General features: G+C 66.0%; 9 protein-coding genes. 2 read left to right on the forward strand and 7 right to left on the reverse strand.

The genetic code is table 11. The features are described from left to right. Nucleotides 1–15: 15 nt before the first annotated feature. The 5 genes from DPV79_RS34735 to gspG all read right to left on the reverse strand — a co-directional run bounded on the left by DPV79_RS34735 (nucleotide 16) and on the right by gspG (nucleotide 3479). Nucleotides 16–1011: a FecR family protein gene (locus DPV79_RS34735; protein ID WP_113047537.1), complete on the reverse strand. Its 996-nt coding sequence runs from the start codon at nucleotides 1009–1011 to the stop codon at nucleotides 16–18. Nucleotides 1012–1022: 11 nt separating this feature from the next. Beyond that, on the reverse strand, nucleotides 1023–1571 hold the full coding sequence (locus tag DPV79_RS34740; RefSeq protein ID WP_011354683.1) for an RNA polymerase sigma factor: 549 nt from the start codon (nucleotides 1569–1571) through the stop codon (nucleotides 1023–1025). A 6-nt stretch (nucleotides 1572–1577) separates the two neighbouring features. Further along, complete coding sequence (locus tag DPV79_RS34745; RefSeq protein ID WP_021161928.1) at nucleotides 1578–2324, reverse strand: secretin and TonB N-terminal domain-containing protein; 747 nt, start codon at nucleotides 2322–2324, stop codon at nucleotides 1578–1580. A 182-nt stretch (nucleotides 2325–2506) separates the two neighbouring features. After that, nucleotides 2507–3004 (reverse strand): type II secretion system minor pseudopilin GspH, encoded by a 498-nt coding sequence (gene gspH, locus DPV79_RS34750; protein WP_059813714.1) that lies wholly within the window; start codon nucleotides 3002–3004, stop codon nucleotides 2507–2509. A 19-nt stretch (nucleotides 3005–3023) separates the two neighbouring features. Continuing rightward, entirely contained in the window at nucleotides 3024–3479 is a 456-nt protein-coding gene (gene gspG / locus DPV79_RS34755; protein ID WP_051392336.1) for a type II secretion system major pseudopilin GspG, read from the reverse strand. A gap of 88 nt (nucleotides 3480–3567) precedes the next feature. On the opposite strand from gspG, the gene DPV79_RS34760 reads away from it, so the two are divergent. Beyond that, entirely contained in the window at nucleotides 3568–4014 is a 447-nt protein-coding gene (locus DPV79_RS34760) for a general secretion pathway protein GspC (protein ID WP_113047538.1), read from the forward strand. 13 nt (nucleotides 4015–4027) lie between these two features. Here the strand turns inward: DPV79_RS34760 and gspF are convergent, their stop codons facing one another. Continuing rightward, the gene (gene gspF / locus DPV79_RS34765) at nucleotides 4028–5245 is read right to left on the reverse strand and encodes a type II secretion system inner membrane protein GspF (RefSeq protein WP_021161924.1); all 1218 of its coding nucleotides are present in this window, start codon (nucleotides 5243–5245) and stop codon (nucleotides 4028–4030) included. A 636-nt stretch (nucleotides 5246–5881) separates the two neighbouring features. Between gspF and DPV79_RS34770 the strand changes: the two genes are divergently transcribed. After that, nucleotides 5882–7216 carry a substrate-binding domain-containing protein gene (locus tag DPV79_RS34770; RefSeq protein WP_113047539.1) on the forward strand — a complete coding sequence of 445 codons (1335 nt, stop codon included), beginning with the start codon at nucleotides 5882–5884 and terminating at the stop codon, nucleotides 7214–7216. A gap of 531 nt (nucleotides 7217–7747) precedes the next feature. Here the strand turns inward: DPV79_RS34770 and DPV79_RS34775 are convergent. Next, on the reverse strand, nucleotides 7748–20503 hold the full coding sequence (locus DPV79_RS34775; RefSeq protein WP_244321854.1) for a filamentous haemagglutinin family protein: 12756 nt from the start codon (nucleotides 20501–20503) through the stop codon (nucleotides 7748–7750). Nucleotides 20504–20686 lie beyond the last annotated feature (183 nt).

The raw sequence follows: 20686 nt of genomic DNA on the forward strand, positions 1-20686 counted from the left end.
AGCGCGGGAAGCCGGTCAGCTCAACAGCACGATGTTGCCGGGCAGGCGCGTGATGTGCGCGCCGTACAGGCGGCCGACCATGTCGATCACGTCGTCGAGCCGCGTGATCGGGAACTGCGCCTGCATCCGGTTCGCGCCGAGCGACGCGCGGCGCAGGATGACCTTGCCGCGCCGGTAGCGGTTGATCTCGTCGACGACGTCCGACAGCGGCACGCCGTTGAACACCAGCATGCCGCGCCGCCATGCGCTGACGGCGCCCGGATCGATCCGCGACACGGGCTGCACGCCGCGATCGTCGTAGACGACCTGATCGTCGGCGTTCAACATGCGCGCGCCGCGCGGATGCTGGAGCGCGACCGTGCCGGACAGGCAGGTCACGCACACCTGCGTGCCCGTGCGCCGCACGTTGAAGCGCGCGACGGTCGCCTGCATGCGGCCGCCGCCCGCCACCACCGTGACGGGCTGGATCGGCGTCGCGCGGCCGGCCGGCGGCGCGACCGCGTCGATCTCCGCTTCGCCGGCGACGACTTCGACGCCGTGCGCGGCATCGCTCGCGGCCAGCACGTCGAGACGCGTCTGCGTATTCAGCTCGACCGTCACGCGCGACGACAGCGCGACGCTGCGCTGTTCGCCGGTGCCCGTGTGGTAATCGGCGGCGATATCGCCGACCGACGGCCACAGCTGCATCGGCGGCCGTACCGCGAGCCACGACGCGCCGGCCGCAACCGCGAAACCAATGAATGCGCGCCGCCCGGTGCGCATCGTGCGCTCGCGCCTTGCAACGTTTGCCCAGGCAGCGGCCGCCCGCTCCTCGTGCGCAAGCTCGGTCGCCGCCGTGCGCAGCGAACTCCAGGTGTCGCGCAGCAGATCGGCGGCCTGCGGACGATCGGCACACCAGCGCTCGAACGCATCGGCTTCGGCCTGGCTCGCTTCTCCCGAGCGCAGACGCAGCAGCCACGCACTCGCTTCGTCGAGTTCGTCGTGGGCAGGTTGGGCCTGGGCTTTCGTCATCGTCCTGATGCTCAAAATTTACGCGGGCCGCCTCGCGTGCCCGTGTACGGATCACCATCTTCCTGCATGCGCTGCAGGCAGTACTTCATCGCCGCGCTCAGCTCGCTTTCGACGAGCCGCAGCGAAATGCCGAAATGCTCGGCGATTTCGCGGTTCAGCAGGCCGTCCACGCGGGCGGCCAGCAGGATCGCGCGGCGCCGCGGCGGCAGGCCGCGCAGCACGTCCTTCAGGGTCTCGACCTTGCGGCGCGCCGCCACGATCCGCTCGGGATCGGCCAGTTCGTCGGGCATCTCGAGCAGCGTCTCGACATCGTCGTCGTGCAGATGCCGCCGTTCGCGGCGATGCTGGTCGATCGCGACATTGTTCGCCATCCCGAGTATATAGGCGTCCGCGTTCGTCACCTGCGTGGAGACGTTCGCGTTCTCGAGGCGCAGCCAGGTTTCGTGCAGCGCATCGGCGGCGCCGTCCTTCGACCCCGTCACGCGTTCGAGCCGCCTGACCAGGTACGCGTAGCGCGTCGCCAGCAGATTCCGGAGCCCGGAGCGGTTGCTGTCGGACATGGCGGCCTAGCCCCGCACGGCCGGCTGCGGCGCCGGGCAACGGAAATGCACGCCGTTGCCGGCCGGCCGCAACAGGATCGTGACCGGCTGCGGCAGGTCCGCAGGCGGCGCGTCGTCCAGCTTCAGTGCGCGCAGCGCGCGCATCACCGCCGCGTCGCGGGCGGCCGAGCCGCTCGATGCCACCATGTTGACCGCCACCACCGCCCCCCTGTTGTCGATGCGCACCTGCGCGACGAGTCGATAGCTGCCCGGCACGGCCGCCGGCTGCGCACACAGTGCATCGATCAGATGCGCCTGCAGCAGGCCCGCGAACGTGCGCCGCTCGCCGGAATCGCCGATCCCGTCGATCGGCAGCGCCGCATCCGCCGGCGTGTCGGCCGTCGCGGGCGGCGTCTCGGCGGCCGGCTGCGCGACGATGATCGCTTCGTCCGGACGCGAGAATTCCGCACGCAACCCCGTTCCCGCCAGCATCCGCGCGAGCGCATCGCGCGGCGCGAAGTCGCCCTGCACCGGCGCACTCGTGCGCCCGTCGAGCAGCGGCGCCGGCGCCAGCACGATCAGCTCGGTGAGCCGCGCGAAGTCCTGCAAGGTCTTCGCGAGCGGCTGCGCGGGCAGATCGAAATGCACCGCGCTGCCCGGCTGGCGGCCGATGGAGCCGGTCTCCTGTGCCTGTACGCCGCGCATGCACAGCACGACGAACGCGAGCCCCGCGACGAGCGCCAGGACACCGGTCGGCGCCCGTGAACGAGTCATGAATTCCTGGACGGAAGTGGAGTTGCACGCTGCCGGCGAAACGCGCTCCCCCGTGAGCGGTTCCGTCGCAAGCGAACGACAGATTGTGAGCGGGCACTGTGACAGTCAGGTGAAGCGTGCAAGGGCATGATTCAATCGCGACGCGTTCGCGCGTCGTATCCGCACCCGGCGCCACGCGTCGCTCAAGGCCGGCGCACGACGAAGTTGCCGATGCCCGTGCCGACGACGGCCATTCGCACGTCGCCGGACCACAGCGTGATCGTCACCGGCACGTCGATGCTTTCGCTGCCGAGCACGATCTGCGAAGGTGTTTCGCCGCCGCCGGTGTAACGCACCGACACGCCCGTCACCTCGGCGCCCCAGCGGCGCGCACGATAGAGGTCGTCGGACATCGGCGCCCACGCGCCGCTCTCGGTGCGCTGCACGAACCGGTAGCCACCGCCTACCGGCTGCCACGCGATCGGCATCGACCGCACCTGCGCTTCGTCGCCGGCCGATTCGAGCAGGTTCGCGAGCCGCTGCGCTTCCTCGGCGAGATCCGTGCGGCGATTGCGCGACGGCGCGAGCGTCACGACCGCGACCAGCAGCCCGACGATCACGAGCACGACGAGCATTTCCAGCAGCGTGAAGCCGGATTGACGATATCGACGCGATCGCTGCCGCGCGTTCGTGCGCTTCATGTGTGCCAAGCCTTTGCCGTTACTGCCACGAACCGATGTCCGCATCGTTTCCCTCGCCGCCCGGCTTGCCGTCCGCACCGTAGCTGAACACGTCGATCGCGCCGTGCGCGCCCGGGTTCAGGTATTGATACGCGTTGCCCCAGGGATCCTTCGGCAACCGCTCCAGATAGCCGCCGTCTTTCCAGTTGTTCGGCACCGGGTCGGTCGTCGGCTTCTGGATCAGCGCGGTGAGCCCCTGCTCCTGCGACGGATAGCGGCCGTTGTCGAGTCGATACAGGTTCAGCGACTGCATCATCGTGCCGATGTCCTGCTTCGCCGCAATGCGGCGCGCTTCGTCGGGACGACTCATGATCTTCGGCACGATCAGCGCCGCGAGAATCCCGAGAATCGCGACGACCACCATGATCTCGATCAGCGTGAAGCCGCGTTGCGCGCGTCGGCATGCAGGTTCCTGCGGCTTGCCTGCGCGCAACATGCGGGTTTCGTTCGGGCCCGTCATCATGCATTCACCCTTCCATCAAAGAATGGCAATCGTCTTTCGTCCATCGCGTCGACTCTTCGCCATGAAACCGCTCGCCCTGCACCGTATCGTTCCGTCCCGCGCCGATCTCCTGCCGCTCGTCGCGACGCTCGCTTCCGGCGCCGCGCTCGTCGCCGTCTCGCTGTGGGCCGTGCGGCTGCTGACCGTGCCCGACGCATCGGCGCCCGCGGCCGTCGCAGTGCCCGCGCCGATCGACGTCACCGCGAGCGCGCAACTCTTCGGCGCGAAACCCGACGACAACCGAGACACGATCCAGTTGCTCGGCGTGCTCGCGTTCGACGCGCGCCGTGCGGCCGCGATCGTCAGCGTCGGCGGCGAAGCGGCGCGCGTCGTGTCGCTCGGCGCGGCGATCGGTGAAGCCGCGCAGCTCGCCGAGGTTCGCGCGCGCTCGATCGTCGTCGATCGCCACGGCCTGCAACGCGAGATCGCGCTGCCCGCCACGGAGAAGGCGAACGCGTTCGTGCGCTGAGCCGAACCGCGCATCACTGCACCATGTTGTTCAGCTCGATGATCGGCATCATCACCGCGAGCACGATCACGAGCACCACACCGCCCATCGCGAGAATCAGCAGCGGTTCGAGCAGGCTCGTCAGGAACATCGTGCGGCGCTCCAGCTCGCGCGATTCGCCTTCCGATGCGCGGTCGAGCATCGTCGTCACGTCGCCGGTCGCCTCGCCCGAGCGAATCAGGTGCACCAACACCGGCGGGAACGTCTTCGTGTGGGCGAGCGCACGCGACAGCGCCGAGCCTTCGCGCACGCGCACGATCGCATCGTCGACGTTCGCGCTCATCGCGCGGTTCGACAGCGTTTCGCCGGCCGCCTGCAACGCGCGCAGGATCGGCACGCCCGCCGCGGTGAGGATGCCGAGCGTGCTCGCGAAACGTACCGTGTTGTAGCCGCGCACGAGCTTGCCGGCGAGCGGCGCGGTGAGCAGCCAGTGATCGAACTTCAGTCGCGGCCCTTCCTGCGACAACACCTTGCGGATCGCGAACACAACCGCAACCATTCCCGCGAGCGACGCCCACCACCAGTGCCGCACGAAATCGGACAGCGCCATCATCACGACCGTCAGCGTCGGCAACTGCTGTTTCGTGCTGGTGAACACATTCGCCACCTGCGGCACCACGTAGCTCAGCAGGAACGTGACGATGCCGAACGCGATCAGCGTGACGATGCCTGGGTACGTGAATGCCAGCAGGATCTTCTGCTTCAGCGCATTGCTCTGTTCGATGTAGTCCGCGAGGCGCGACAGCACGATACCGAGCTTGCCCGTGTGCTCGCCGGCCGCGACGAGCGCGCGGTAGATGTCGGGGAAATCGCGCGGATGCTGGCCGAGCGCGTTCGCGAACGAATGGCCGCCGACGACTTCCGCGCGGATCGACGCCATCAGCTCACGCAGGTATTCGCGCTCGGCCTGCTCGCTCAGCACCGACAGCGATTCGTCGAGCGGCAGCCCAGCGACCAGCAGGCTCGCGAGCTGGCGCGTGAGGATCGCCTGCTCGCGCTGCGACAGCTTGCGGCCGAGCGACAGGCGCTGATGACGTTCACCGTGCAGGCGCTGCGCGGCGAGTTCGACGACGAGCGGCGTGAGCCCCTGCGTGCGCAGATGGCTGCGCCCGGCGCGCGCGCTGTCGGCTTCGAGCACGCCTTTCAGCGTGCGGCCGGTGGGATCGATCGCTTCGTAGCGGAATGCCGACATGTCACTGCCCTCGGGTCACGTGTGCGACTTCCCCGGCGACGTCGTGCAACGAGTCGGACGGAGTCGTCGGAGAAGACTAAGGAGTGAACCGGCGCAGATTTGTGACGGATGTTGGGCTACCTTTTTGAGGTTTGGCGGGCTTTATTACTTCCGGCCGTTGTTCTTATATTGGATAAACGATTTCATTCTGGGCGGTGACATCAATTATTCAATCATTAATCATCCATCAATCACGATCCAATGATTTCCCAATGATTCAATTAAATGAATTTCAGGAATATCGCAACCGGATGATCGATTCACCTCTGGAAGAAATGTTCCGTAGCATCTGCCACGAAACCGACTTGATGTTCGGATAGCGCCGCTGTACGCACAAGCACGCCAGCGGAGCGACATCGCGCCGCATCGGGCCGCCTTCCCAACATCTGGGAATCGCTCGCCACGCGAATCGATCACGATCTTTCGCCAGCCAATCCGGATAACGCATTGGCAATATCGACAAAAATGTTCCGTACCATTCGTTATTAAAAATTCACACGCGTCATACGGAATTCCCCCTACATTTACCCGGCGGTCCACAAGTATTCAAACCGCAGTAGCAGGGGTTCCGTTTATCTTCGTCCAAGGAAATTTCTCATGAAATCCAGCAAGCGCAAGATCTGTCAAGTCCTCGCTCTCGTCGTTTCGGGCATGGGCGCATCCCTCGCGATGGCCGCAGGCCCTGTGATTCAAGGTGGCGGTTCGTCGCTCGTCGCGCCGACGATCGGCTCCGTCAGCAACACCGCCAGCGAAATCGGCCTGTTCGGCACGTCCGAAGGCACGTTCACGTACTACTCGGTCGGCTCGGGCGCCGGCCAGAACGCATTCCTGAACAACCAGCCGACGTTCTTCGGCTCGGGTGTCACCGGCACGGTTCACTTCGCCAACAGCGATGCCGCACTGACCACCGCTCAGGTCACCGCGTACAACAACACGGGCCTCGGCACCACGAACGGCCCGCTGATCCAGATCCCGTACATCGTGACGGCCATCACGGTGCCGGTCGTCAACGCGCCGGCCGTGACGAGCTCGACGACGCCGCAAACGACGCCCGGTCAGGCGCACAGCATCGCGCTGAACGACGACGACCTGTGCGGCATCTTCTCCGGCAAGCTGACGAACTGGAACCAGGTGATCAACCCCGAGACGAAGACGGCCTATACGACGAACGCACCGATCAAGGTCGTCTACCGTTCGGACGGCAGCGGTACGACCGAACTGCTGACCCGCCACCTGGCTGCCGTCTGCACGACCGCCAATACGGCTTCGGGCGTCAAGTTCATCGATTCGCTGACGTTCGCGAACACGTCGGCGTTCCCGTCGGGTGTGCCGGCGAACTTCGTCGCAGCTTCGGGCAGCGGCGGCGTCCGTGGTTCGCTCGCGTCGCTGTCGTCGGCCGGTACGGCCGCCGTCGCCTACCTGAGCCCGGACTACACGAACACGTTCCTCGCGTCGCAAAGCTCGGTCGTGACGTCGTCGGGCGCGCTGCAACTCCCGATCGCCAGCCTGTACAACACGAAGGACACGAAGTACTACGCACCGACGTACGCGAACGCGACGAAGGCGATCGGTACGATTACCGCCCCGTCGGGCACCGCTGCCGGCGATCCGACCCAGTGGGTTCCGGTTTCCGGTTCGGCGTATGCCGCCCTGGCCAACCCCGCTTCCGGTTATCCGGTCTCGGGCACGAGCCAGATCATCCTGAGCCAGTGCTACTCTAACGCCGCAGCGGGTACGGCTGTTCATGACTTCCTGAACAACCACTACACGAACGCCAGCTACGCGTCGGTCGTCCATGGCAACGGTTTCGACACCGTTCCGTCGGGATTCCAGACCGCGATTTCGTCGAACTTCCTGAGCAACTCCAGCGGCAACGGCCTCGATATCAACGATTCGGGTGTGTGCGGCGCGGGCGGCTTCGCCGGCCGGTAACACGCAGGATCGCTTCTGAATCAACGTCCTGATGAACCGCCTCGAGTGATCGAGGCGGTTTTTTTATGCCGAAGCTGGCTTACGTCATGTCTCGATGCATGCGACTCCAGCAGCACTCACCCGAATACGACAAGGGCGCACGGGACGATTGTTTCTGCGTCCGGTGGTGATATGACCGATCCCACCAAGCGGGCTTCGTTTTCCGGCTCCGATGCCTGTCACTGGCCAACCCGCATCCGGTTACCCGGTCTCGGGCACGGACCGGATTCTCTTGAATCGGCGAACCTCCTGAGCGACACGAACGCATTTTTTCTCGGCACCGACAATTCACGCGTCTGCGGCCTTGGAGGCGACGAGGGACATTAACCGGAACCAGAATCGAGACTAACGCAACAACGCACGGCAGCCGCCTCGATAATCAAGGCGGCTGATGTATCAACCGGTTAGTCTGGCCAAATCAAGCCGGGCATCCCACTTCCGGTTGGCGAAAACACAGCTTTCGTCTCGGCTATGTGGCCGCTTACACGCCAATCAGAGCCGGTTGAGTTTCGCCAACTCCTCCTTGCTCAGCAACGCTTTCTGCGTCGCCCCCGCCGCCGCCCCAAATCCCAGCAGCGAAACCGAATTCGACGAATCGTAGCCAACCTGCTCCGACCTGCGCCGCTTCGATCCTCCATCCGCGCCGTTATCACCGAAGCCCTCGACCTGCACGCTGATCGTCCAGCGACGCGGCGCGACGCCCGATGCGTTGTTTCTCGCGATGTCCTGCGCGACCTGGCTCGCCGCCGACGCGGCCGAACTCGCCGCCGTCAGCGCACCCGTGTTCACCGCCTGCACGAGCGGAATGCCGGTCGCCTTGCCCGTCACCTGGATGTTGTCGGCATTCACGACACGCAAAGCCGCGACGTTCAGGTTGCCCGCGCGAATGCCGGCGTCACCCGCATCAACGGTACCGCGCGGCGCGATCAGGTTCACCGTGCCTTTCGGCGCGCCCGGTATGCTCTGCAGCGTCGCGATACCCGCCCCCGTCACCTGCCCGCGCGAATCGACCGTGCAGTAATGGTTCGCATCGCAGACATACTGCGGCGCCGGCGTGTCGGCCGACGTTTTCGCGCCCTTACCCGCGTTGATGTCTCCGTTCGAACTCCAGATCGTCATGTCGCCGCCCTGCTCGGTGAAAATCCGGCTCTGCGCGAGCAGCACGCTCTGATCCGTGAAGATGTCGACGTTCCCCTTCTCGAGCGTCAGGATCCCCATCGTGCCGGGGCCGGCCACTACGTTTCCGGTGCTGTCGACGATCTGCGGCGGCGCCGTCGTGCTGCCCACGAGCGCCTGCCCGCCGGGACCGAGGATCGTCACGTCGCCGCCCTGCTGCGTCTGGATCGTCGTGCTGCGAATGTCGAGATCGCCGGTGGCGACCTGCTTGTTCGAGCCATTCGAGCCACCGCCCAGATTGTTTGCGGTATAGCCGAACGAAGCCGGGAACAGCGTGTTGATCGCCTGATAGCCTCTCGCGTACTGACCGCTGTATCGGCTCGCAGGATCGTTGAAGTCCGCGCCGACTTGCGCGAGCACGCCGAACAGCACCTTCTCCGCAAAGAGTTGCTGGACATACGACGGCAGCGCCTGGAATTGCTTCCACGCTTCGTCAGCCGTCAGCCGGCCGACCTTGGCCAGCGCCGCATCCTTGTCGGCCTGCAGGCCCGTGTCGACGCCAATTCCCGCGTCGTACTGCTCCATGAATGCAATCAGTGCGGGCGTTGCGCTCGGTACGCCGGCAACCGAACTGCCCGGCGCGACGTAGGTCGAGACGAAGCCGGGAAGATCGATGCCTGGGCCTACGCCGAACAGCACATTGATGCTCGCACTCTCGTGCGGCAGATTCGGGTTGTTCGCGTTTCCGACTGCATCGATGCCGGTGAAAAGGTGCATGAGTCCGCCCACGTTGACCTTCCGGTTATACAACTCGGCTTGACTCGTCAGCGGGCCGATATTACGTCCAGCCTGAACATCGAACCATCCCGGTCCGCCAAGCGACAGTACCGGCACCGCACCGGTGGTCGTCGAAATCGGCGTATCGTAAATGTCCCGCCCCGCCACGACGCGCGTCACATCGGAGCTGCGCAGATTCTGCCCCCAGAACGCCAGATTGACGATGTCCTGCCCGGCCTGCAAAAGCGCGGGTTTGTCGACCGAAAACGTGACGAGATTCTGGTAAAAGCCGTCGCCGGTAACTGAAGTATTTATCCCGCCATTGACGATGCTTCCGTTCAAGCTGTAAACGCGCACAGGCTGCAAATCTGCACCGTGAAGCGGATTCAGCGCATGAGCTGCAAGCGTCGTATTCGTCAACGCCGGGATATTCGGTGTCAAGCTCGGATTCGTCGGCGACGGCATCTGCGATGGATCGGCGTCCGATAGACCGAACGTTTTCGGCAATGCTGCGTCGATCCGCGTGGCCGATACATTGGACAGGTACACCGATTGACTCGCGATCAAGTTCAACTGACCGACTGCCGAAGGATAGAGAACGCCTCCGGATTGGATGTCGATTGCACCGTCGAATGCGGTCATGCTGAGGCTCGCAGGCAACACGCCATTTGCACCGGTCAACGCTCCTCCGAGCGCGCCGAGTTGAACGTCGCCGGTCGTGGACAGCACATTGACCGCCGAAGTCGGGGAATAGACCTGATTGTCGGGATACTGACCATAGCTCGAAAGATTGATGACACCGGTCGGCTGTCCACCGCTCTGCAAAAAGCTGCTTGAATAAGACGGATTCAATACCGCGCCAATCCCCACACCCTGACGTGCGGTAACGTCGAATATGCCGTCCTGAGTCGCAAGCACCGTCGACACGTCGATCGGACCAGCGCCGAGCACACGAGGTGCGATGGAAATATCGGACCCGATGCGACCGCCAGCCGATATCGTGCCGGCTCCCTTCGCAACGAAATAGTCACCACTCAGAATGTCTCCACCTGCGCGTACGGTCAGATTTCCTCCACCGACGGTGACAGGCTTGCCGCTGCCGTTCAGGTACCACGTGGTCGGCAACGATACGGCGAGATCCGAGATATTGCCACCGGCGCTGATCGATACATTACCGCCGACACTCATTACGCCTTGGTCGAATGCGCCGAAGTCGATCGAGGTTCGGGTCAGCGGCGCGACAACAACTTGACCGTCGGTTGTTTTCCCCGCGGTAATCTGCATCCACTGCCACCAGTATTGGCCAATGTCGTTACCCGTGCTCCCTGTCACGGCTCCTTTCGTATCGATCACGCTTTGCATGCCATCGATATCACCCTGCGCGTGAATCGTGATATCACCGGCCGAATCGGGATTCACGGCAGGTGTAACCAGGACGTCTTGCAGGCCGCCACTCGGAGCATGGGCAATCACAACGGCAGTACCCACCGATGGCGCCCCTGCAGCAGGCGCACCGGCCGTGTAGATCACGCCGGGAACGATCAAGGTTGACGAATCGGCTGTCTTGTTCGTATCGAACAGCGACACTCCGTTGCCGGCCGCCACATCGATTGATCCCGTGCCGGTGCGGATCGTTACGGGCTCGACGAGTGTCAGACCGTTGCTGTCGACGTAGCCGGTATGCCCGCTCAGCATCACATTGCCGGTACCGGCTGAGGTCGCCCCTGCATTCGTGAGCGTCGAAACCGGTTGCAATGCGAGCGGATTCGCACTCTGCACATCGGCACCCGACACGATCCGGTATGACGAGCTACCACCGCCAAGCAAGGTCGCGAAAGCTACCGGCATCGGGTTGTTTGGCGTCGGCACGTTGGCTACCGCGTTACCGGGCAATGCACCGATGTTGACGATGCCTGTGTCTGGCACAGATGCGGGTGCGATCGGTGCATAGAACATGTTGTAGGAGTTTCTAGGTGCGAAAAAACTAGGCCATCGACTATTGAAGTAGTCCGAGTACGCCAGCATGTAGTTTGAATAGTCTGCCAAGTACGCCGCTTGGGCAGAGTTGCCCGAATTGGGTTGTAACCCGACCGGAGGCGTAGGCGCAGCGGGCGTCCCGAATCGGATTACCGACGCGCGAGAGTACCCATACAGATACGATGTCGAGCTCTTGGCGCCTGTCAGGTCCGGCCCCCAATAGGCAGTCAGATAATCCGAGTATGTGGCGAAATCAGCCAGCACCAGCGCCGGCGTCGTCGACGGCCTGACCGGCAGGATATGCCCAATGTAATTCGATGCCGTGTCCGGCGACGTCCATGCTTCGATATCCTGTTGCCAAGCTCCGGTATATGACAAATACGCAGAGTAATAGCCGGCCGTCTGACCCATTAGCGGTGAGGCGAGCGTCGCATTCGGATCGAGCGACATCAGGCTCGCCGTGTCTCCATTCGTAAAAGTCACCGTCACCTGCGTCGGATCATCAATCGACACAAGCTGATCGAACTTCTGCTTCGCGTCCGTGTAGGTACCGGTTGCCGTAACCGGCCCCACCCCGCCCAGAATCGACGCGACCTGGCTCTGATAGAACCCGTCCGAAATGCTTGCGTACGCATCGAAATCGTTCGCCGCGCGGAACGTCAGCGTCGGCGCGATCGTCGACCGATAGCGGAAATCGGGTGTGATGCTGCCGCTATTGTTCGGTGCGCCCGCGCCGAGGTTCCAGTTCGACAGCACCGAAATATTGCCGCCGTTGACCGCATTGCCCGGATTGTCGAGCTCGATGCCCGGCACGACGCTGAAATTCTGCAGCGATGCACGGGCGAACTGGCCGGCGACGCCATCCGGGCCATGCTGAACGAACGCCATCAACGTGCCCGGCGACGTACCGGAACCGTCGGCGCGATATCCATAGAACGCGACATGATCGGCATTCGCGGCCCCTGCGACGAAATACGCACCTGTCAGCCCGGTAAAGCCGCTGCCGGAAATCCCGTTGCGCAATTGATCCTCGCTGACCGCCGTCGACTCGCCGGTCGCGTTGTTGACGAGCGTTCCGCCGCCTGCGCCGCCCGGCGTATAGCTGTAAGTCGCCGGCGTGCTGCCCGGCACCGTGAACGTTCCGGCAAGCAGATGGCCACTGCCGTCGTACCAGCCGGCCGGATCGATGAGGCCGTCGAAATGCTGCGAGCCGGTCGTCGCATCCGCTGCGCTCCACACCGCATACGCCTCGACGGTCGTCTTGCGCGAACCATGCACGCCGCCACCATCGAGCGCGATATTGACCGTGCCGTCGCGCAGCAGCGGTGCACGGAAATTGACCGTGCCGTCGAGTGTGCCGCCCGGCGTACCGCCGGACACGTCGATCGACGCATTCGAGCCGAGCCGGATCAACCCGGACTGCGCGGCGGATACATTCTCGTAGCCGTAAGTCGCGTTGTACGGATCGGCTACGGCCGGATCAAACGTCGCGCTCGTGCCGATCGCGACCTTGCCGCCGCGCTGGCTCGCATCGGTCGCTTTCGCGAGCAGCGAACCCTCGATATCGACACCGCTCTTGCCGTACAGGCTGATCTGCCCGCCCGCCTTGCCCGACGCATCGATCGTCCCCAGCACGTTCACGTTGCCGTTCGCCGTATCCGACGCGTTGCCCGCGCCGCCATCGGCCGTCAGCGACACCGCCCGCGCGGTCAGCGCATTGCCCGCCGACAGCGTCAGGTTGCCCGACCGCGTATGAATGTCGATCGACTGGTTCACGCCGCTCGATGCGAGCGTCTTCGCGAGCGAATCGAGGTCGGCCGCGCCGCCCGTGTCGAGCGACAGCGAGCCGCCCGCGTAGCCGTTCGTCGCGCCGCCCTTGATCGTGCCGTTCAGGCTCGCGACCTGCTTCGGCGCCGACAGCGTCAGGCTGCCAGCCGCGCCGCCCCCCTTCGCGCCCGAGAAGTCGAGCGTCGCACCCGGCTGCACGTCGACCGTCCCCGCATCGGCGGTCAGGATAATCGAACCGGCCGGCGCGTACTGCGTCACGTCGAAGAACTGCTTCGACACGCCCGCCGAACTGACCGTCGAACCGCCGCCGATCGTCAGGTTGCCGGTGGTCGCCTCGAGGCTCACGTTGCCGGCGGGCGCCGCGATCGTCGCACCGTTGTCGGCAAGCGTGCCGCCAACGAATTTCCATGCGCCGCCGACCGGCGCATTCGTCAACGCGGTGCCCGCCGCGCTGTTCAACGTCAGCGCCCCGGTCGTCTTCACGGTCGACGCGGAGCTCGTATCGGCCAGATACACGGGCGCGTTGAGCGTCACCGGCAGCGCACCGAAATCGAACGTCCCGGTGCCTTGCCCGACGATGCCGCCGGTCGCCGTCAGGTTCGCCGACGAGAATCCGCTCAGCGTCTTCGTGCCGGTGCCGAAGTCGATCTCTTTCGCGTTGACCGTCAGCGCACCGCTGCCCGGCGTGACGGTGCCGTTCGCCGCGCCCGTCTCGTTCGTGAACGCGATCTGCTGTCCGTTCAGCGTCACGCGGCCGCCGTCGCTCGTGAACGTACCCGCGCTCAGGTCGACGCGCTTGCCGAACGTCGCGCTCACGTCGCCGACGAAGCCCATTGCACCGTAGCTGCGCAGCGACACGAGATCGGCGTTGGCGAGTTGCGCCAGGCCCGCCGGATCGATCACGAAACCCGGCAGCGCCGCCGCGGCCGCGCCGCTTGCATTCGTGAACGTGATCGCCGAACCATCGACCGTGATCGCTTTCCCGGACAGCACCGCGCTCGGATCGACCTTCAGGTTGCCCGAGGAATCGAGCATCAGCGCCTGGCCGCCCGACAGCGTCGCGCCTGCACCGACCGTCAGCAGCCCCGTGCCGGTGCCACCCGTGCGCGCGAGCGGCGCCATCGCGCCATTCGACACGCGCAGCAGTGCGCCGTCGCCGGCGATCGTGATCGGCTGATCCTTCGCCGCCGGGTAGTCGCCCGCCGCCGTGATCGATGCACCCGCGTCCACGCGCAAACCGTTCGCCGCGCTCGGATCCGTGCCGCTCGCGTCGGTTTTAGTCACGAGCAGGATCTCGGGCCCCTTCAGCGACGAATTCCCGTCGTTCGACACCACGACGCTGTTCGCGATCGGCGTGATCGTCACGCCCTTGGTCGTCGCCGCGCGCGTGCCGCCGATCAGCAGGCTGCCGGCACCCAGCGAATCGAGCGCCTCGCCGCCGATCTGCAGATAGCCGGGCAATGCGGCGCTGCCGCTGCCGGTGATCTGGATGTCCTGCGACGCGATGTCGACCTCCGCTGGCGCGCCGCCCGGGCCGGCCGCCGCGTTGAGCGTCGCGCCAAGCGTCAGCGCCTTCGTCGCGGCGAGCACGAGCTGGCCGCCATCCACCGGCAGCGGCGGGGTCACGTTGCCCTGCTTCGCGGCCTGCGCGGTGAAGAAGTCGTTCGCGCCCTTCAGCGTGTACTGCGAATACTGCTGCCACGTCGCGCCCGACTGCACGTTGAAGAGCGTCGGCGTCGCGCTGCGGCCGCCCGTCACCGCATCGGCGAAATACCCGGCCGTCATGACGGTGCCGTCCGGCAGCACCTGCGACGCGCCCGGCACGACGTTGCCCGTCGTCGCCGACACGGTCACGCGGTACGCGCCCGGCAGCGTCGCATACTTGCCCGGCAGCAGCGTGTAATAGCCGGGCGCGAGTCCCGGCACGCCGGACAGGTACACAGCCTTGCCGATCGCGTCGTTCAACCCGGCCTGGCCGACGCCCAGCGTCACGGTCTTGGTCGTCGGCGTGCCGTTGCTGGCGACATCCGGCTGCACGGTCTGCGCGAACAGCGGATCGTAGGCTGCGACCGGCGATTGCGTGCCCGGCACGATCGCATAGACGTTCCCGCCGCCGGCATTGACCGGCACCGCCGTCGCGCCCTTGCCGCTCGCATAGCTCACGTTGTATTGCGACAGCACGTCGCGCGTGCCGCCCGTGCCCGGCACCCATTCGGCAGCCTGCAGGTCGCCGCCGCCGGACAGGTCGATCGTCGCGCCCTTGTTGAGTGCGACGCTGGTGCCGTTGACCCCGATGTACTTCGCTGGCGGCGCGGTCAGGTCCGACGCCGTCGTGCCAGCGATCGGATTGAATTGCCATTCGACGCCATCGACCGTCGTGCCGAAAGGAATGATCGACCCGCCGTTCGAAACCGACGTCACGCTGCCGTTCGCAAACGTCACCGAATCGGTCGCGACAAGCAGCAGGTTGCCGAACTGCTTCTGCGTCGCGCTGTTCGTCGGATCGCCGACGCCGAACACGAGCGTGCCCGACGGTGCGCGCACGGTGCCGCCCTGCACGATGTTCGTCGCGTCGACGAGCAGCGTGCCGCCGGCCGACAGCGGCGTGCCGGACACACCGGTCGTGCCGAACGTGACGGTGGTCGGCGCGGGCTTGCCGGTGGTCGAATCGACCGGGCCGACCGCATCGACGATGAACGTGCTGCCGGTCGCCGGATACACGTCCGCCGCGTTGAACGACACGTTGCCCGGCGTGTACAGCATGCCGGGAGCCAGCCCGGCGGGACCGCTCTGCACCGCGCCGGTCGAACTGAGCCGGATATCGCCACGGCTTGCAAGGGTCGCCTGGCCGATATTGTTGAGCTGGATCTGATTGCGCAGATCGAGGAACGACGCGTTCACGTTCAGCGTCGCATCGGACAGCGTCGCGACCGGCGTGAACGCAGGAGACGACGAAGTCAGTACCGGGCCGGCCAGGACGACATAAGGCGCGCCAATGGTCACCGTCGTGCCAAGCGGGTGAGCCGGCGGTTGGGCGAGCAGGTTCGTGAGCACCGAATTGCCGCCTGCAGGCAGGGCCGGGGTCGACAGCAATGTCGAAAGCTGGTCCATGCCGATCGCCGCGATGCGTCCGGTGTTCAGCGTCACCGACTCGGGCAACGCCAGGTTCACGTCACCGGCAAACACGATCGGCGGCACCGATGCAGGAATCGGGGACGGCGTGCTGTCGCCGAGCACGAGATTCGCGATTCCCGAATCGTTCAGGCGATCCGTGGCGAACTGGATCACGCCGGTCGGCTGGCCGATCGGTTGTCCGGTGGTCGGGTCGATCGCCGTCGAAAAATCCTGACCGGGCGCAACGCCGACGGGAACCAGCATCCCGCTCGATCGCACGACGAGTGCGGTCGCGCCAGCCGATCCGTTATTCTGATGCGGCAGGATCGTCAGCGTGCCACCGCGCGCCTGTGACGCTCCGCCGTAGCCGGCCAGCGTCCCGTCCGCAAAAAGTCCATACGCGGCCGACAGCGTGATCGAACCGGCGTCGCTCCACACGGGCTGCGACGCATAGGTGCCGTTCGCCTGCAATCGGTCGAAGTTCGCGGACACGCCCGACACGTCGATCTTCGACCCGGCTTGCGTCACCACATAGCCCGCATCGCTCGACAGCGTCACCGAACCGCCAGGCAGAACCTTGCCGGTATTCGGCACGACGGTCGTTCCACCGATCTTGACCGGCGCGGCAAGCGGATTGGCGAGAGCGACACCGGATACGTCGAGCGTTGCGTCCGAACCGAGCCACGCGGATCGGCTGTTGCTTGGCGTGAAGACATTGAATTGGCCCGGTTGAGGGGCCGTGGTGCCGGTATCGGCGCTCAGTACGATCGACCCGCCCGGCGCGACCACCGAGCCGAGCACGGTCACCTGCTTCGGCGATGCGAGCACGATGCCTGCACCGGCGTCCGCGTGGATCGATGCCCCCGACGACAGCGTCACCGCACCGGTCACGCCCGGATACGACGGCACCGCGCCGTTGTTTGCCGCCGTCAGCCACGACACGGCGTTACCGCCGGTCAGCACGAGCCCTGTCGGCTGCCGGTGATACGCATCGAGCTGGCCGACCGTCGTCAGGCCGCCTGCGGACAAGCTCGCGCCCGAACCTGTCTGCTGCAGCGCCAGCGCGTCGGGAAGCAGGTTTCTCTGCGTGAGCGCAACCGTCGCGCCCGGCGCGATGGTCGAGTCGTAGTACGCGTTCAGCACGTACTTGCCGAAGCCCTGTTGCGCAAAGAAATTCTCGGGTAGATACACGTCCCACGGCGCCGCTGCCGCCTTGTCTCCACCGATCCGGAAGCCGAGCGCGCCCAGGGTCATCGTCCCGCCCCCCGAGAAACCGTCGCTCAGGATCGTGCCGCCCATCGCAATCGTGCCGGCAGTCGGCTGGGTGTCCGGCAGGTTCGCGCCGCCGTCGTTCGTATGACCGAACTGCGCGCCGCCCGCCGGCACCGCATAGGTCTGCAACGCAACGTTGCCGCCGCGCCCGGCCGGCACGCCGTTCTGCATCAGCAACTGGCCGTTCGCGAGCATTTCGCCGCCGCCCGACACATCGAGCACGCTGCCCGGTTGCAGCAGGATCGATCCTGTCGCATCCACGGCGGTGCCGTTCACGAACGTCGCATTCTCCCTCGCCGACAGCGAAATGCTGCCGCCGTTGATGAACTGGCTGTTGCCGGGCGTCGTGCCAGGCGCGGCCTGCACGTCGTTGTTCACCCACTGGCCGGCCGCACTGAGCGCGCCCTGCGGCCCGACGACCACATTGCCGCCGCTCGTGATCGAAATCGAACCGGACGGCGCGGACAGGCGCCCCGCGACGGTCACGTCGGCGCCGACCGCCGGGCTGTTGAGCGAGATCGAACCGCCCGGTTGCAGGTTCAGCTGTGCGCCCTGCCCCACCACGATGCCCTTGCCCGCGTTCTTGTCCTCGGTCACGTTCAGGTTCGCGAACCCGCCGTTGTTCAGCGTCGCGACCGGTACCACGCGCGTCGCCGGCAGATTGTTCGGATCGTTGGCGGCCAGCGATTGCGGCGCCCCCTTGTCGAGCGGCGTGTCGATCGAGAAACCCGGCATCAGCGCGCTCAACTGCGGTGCCGAGTCCTGCAGGATCGTCAGTCCCGACAGCGCATTGAGCGGCAGCGACGCGGTGTTCGCCGCACTGTTCCACGTCATCCCGGCCAGCGCAGTGCCGGCCAGCTTCGGATCGGCCCCCAGGTTGAACGTGCCGCCGGACGGCAGGCTGTTGCCCTGCATCTGCTTCGCACCGCCGAACGCCTGCGCGCTGATGTCGCCGTCGAGCACCAGCGCCTGCGACGCGAACAGGTCGAGCGTGCCCGCGTTGCCGCCGACGATGGTGTCGGACTGGTAGGTGCCGCCCGTCTGCAGCGGGTTGAACCACGACTTCGTCACACCCCAGCGCGGATGGCTTTCGACGAACTGCCCGGCAATGCCGACATAGCGATCGTACGGGCTCGCCTGCCCGATCGGCACGATCGCGCCGTTGGCGTCGACGAGCCGCGTCGTATTGACCATCCCGCCGTCGTAGTGCACGTACCCGCCGTTCAGGTTCATCGACGAACCGGTCGCGGTCATCACCTCGTTACCGGACAGCGTGATCGTGCCGCCGTTGGTCAGCAGTTGGTCGACGGTACGCGGAATCAGGTTCACATAGCCGGACAGATTCAGGATCGGGCTGCCGACCCACTGCACGCCGTCGCTGCGCGTGCCCGACAGCGTGCTGTCGACGACCACGCCCTTCAGCCCGAACAGGAAACTGTTGCGCAGCAGCGGCGAATCGGCGAGTTCGTTCTGGCCGATCCGGTCGACCGTCACGAGCGTCTGCGAAATCGGCGCCTGCACGTCCGCCAGCCCCGACACGTCGATCGTCGCGCCGTCGTCCACGTAGATGCGGCCCGGCACCGCGGTCTGGCCCGACACCTGGTTCGTCACGACCGACGGCGCATAGGCCGTCACCGACACGTTCGAGCCCGGCGCCTCGATCAGCGAGCCGCCCTGGAACCAGACGGAGCCGGCCGTCATCGCGATGCCGCCCGGCGTGAAGGTCGTGCCGGGCGTCGACGTCGCGGTCTGGCCGTTGTTGTCGGGCAGCACGGTCGTCACCGATCCCGGCCCGAAGCTCAGCAGACCGGCGCGATTGACGTTGTCGCCGCCGCCGGGGCCGCCCGTGACCGGCGTCGAGCCGGTATAGGGATTGCCCAGCGGATTGTTCGACGCATATTCGTCCGCCGTCGAGATCGTGATCGTGCCCGGCGTGTTCACGCTCGTCGTCACGCCCACCACGCCGTTCTGCGCGACGCGGCTGCCGAGCAGGTTCACGTTGCCTCGCGCAGCCTGCACGATACCGGTGTTCGTCAGCGTGCCGGCCGGCGTGACGTCGATCGACGCGCCGGTGGCCGGGTCGACGGTCACGATCTGCCCGCTCAGCTCCGGCAGCAGCACTTGCGGATTGCCCGACGTTCCGGCTCCGTTCGGCCGCAGGCTCACCCCCACGCCCGCCGCCAGCACGACCTGTCCCGACGTCGCCGCGATGCTGCCCGCGTTCGTCACGTTCGGCGCGGCGACCAGCACGAAACCGCCGTCGCTGGCCGTGCCGTTGGTGTGCGTCGTGATCGACGCGCCCTGCTCGATGGTCACGTCGCCCGGCGGCTGATACGCACCGCTCAGCAGCGCCTGACTACCGAGCCCGAGCACCTCGTTCGGCTTGCCCCCGTCCCCGGCCGTTCCGCTCGAACTCCCCGACTGCGGATAAGCCAGCCCGCCCGTCGTCCCCGCCGGCAGGCTCAGGAACTGCTGGTTGCTCGCGACGATGCCCGCGGGCGTTGGCACGAGCTGGTTCTTCATGTCGAGCAGGTTCAGCGACGAAGCAACCAGCGAATGCACGTTGACCTGCGACCCGGCGCCGAACAGCACCCCGTTCCGGTTGATCACATACACCGCCCCCTGCGCAGTGATGTTCCCGAGAATCTGGCTCGGCCTGCCGCTCGGATCGTTGATCCGGTTCAGCACGGCCCAGTTGTTCGCGCCGTTCGTCTGCGTGCCGCCCGATTGATCGAAATTCAGCGTCGTCTGCCGGCCGACGTTCATCGTCTCCCACGTCAGCACCGCGTTCTGCCCGGTCTGCTTGACGTCGACGTTCACGTGCCCGCTACTGTCGACATTCTGCGTCGGCGCATTCGCGTTGAACCACAGCACGGGATTGTTCGTATCGCTCGACGCGCCAGCCGCCACCTGCAGCCCGCCCGGCGTCAACCCGTTCGGCACGGTCGAAGGCAGCTTCGCCGCCGCCGCTGCCGCATTCTGCTGCGCGGCAATCTGCGCGGCGATCGCATGCGCTGCATACCCGAGGTTGCGGATCGATGGCTGGCTCGCCTGCAGCGCCTGCTGCGCCGACACACCCAGATTCGGCATGCCCGGCGCGCCGCCGGCACCGCCCGCACCGCCGCCGGACGCACGCGCGGCCGCCGCCCCGAGGTTCATGATGCCCGCCGCGTGCACGTGCGCGGACGCGCCCGCCAGCAGCATCAAGGCCACGGCCCGGACCAGCGGCCGCAGTTCCGATTTCAGGACCGGGCGCGAGCCCGTCGCGTCAGGTTGTCGTGCCGTGCGTGCGCGTGCTGCCATTCTTCACCCCGAATCCTATGAAATTGCGCTGGACGACGGTCGCGCGGAAAGCGGCGCCAATCCGTTTTCGCGCTCGGTCGTTGC

Source organism: Burkholderia reimsis, assembly GCF_003294055.1.
Classification (GTDB): domain Bacteria; phylum Pseudomonadota; class Gammaproteobacteria; order Burkholderiales; family Burkholderiaceae; genus Burkholderia; species Burkholderia cepacia.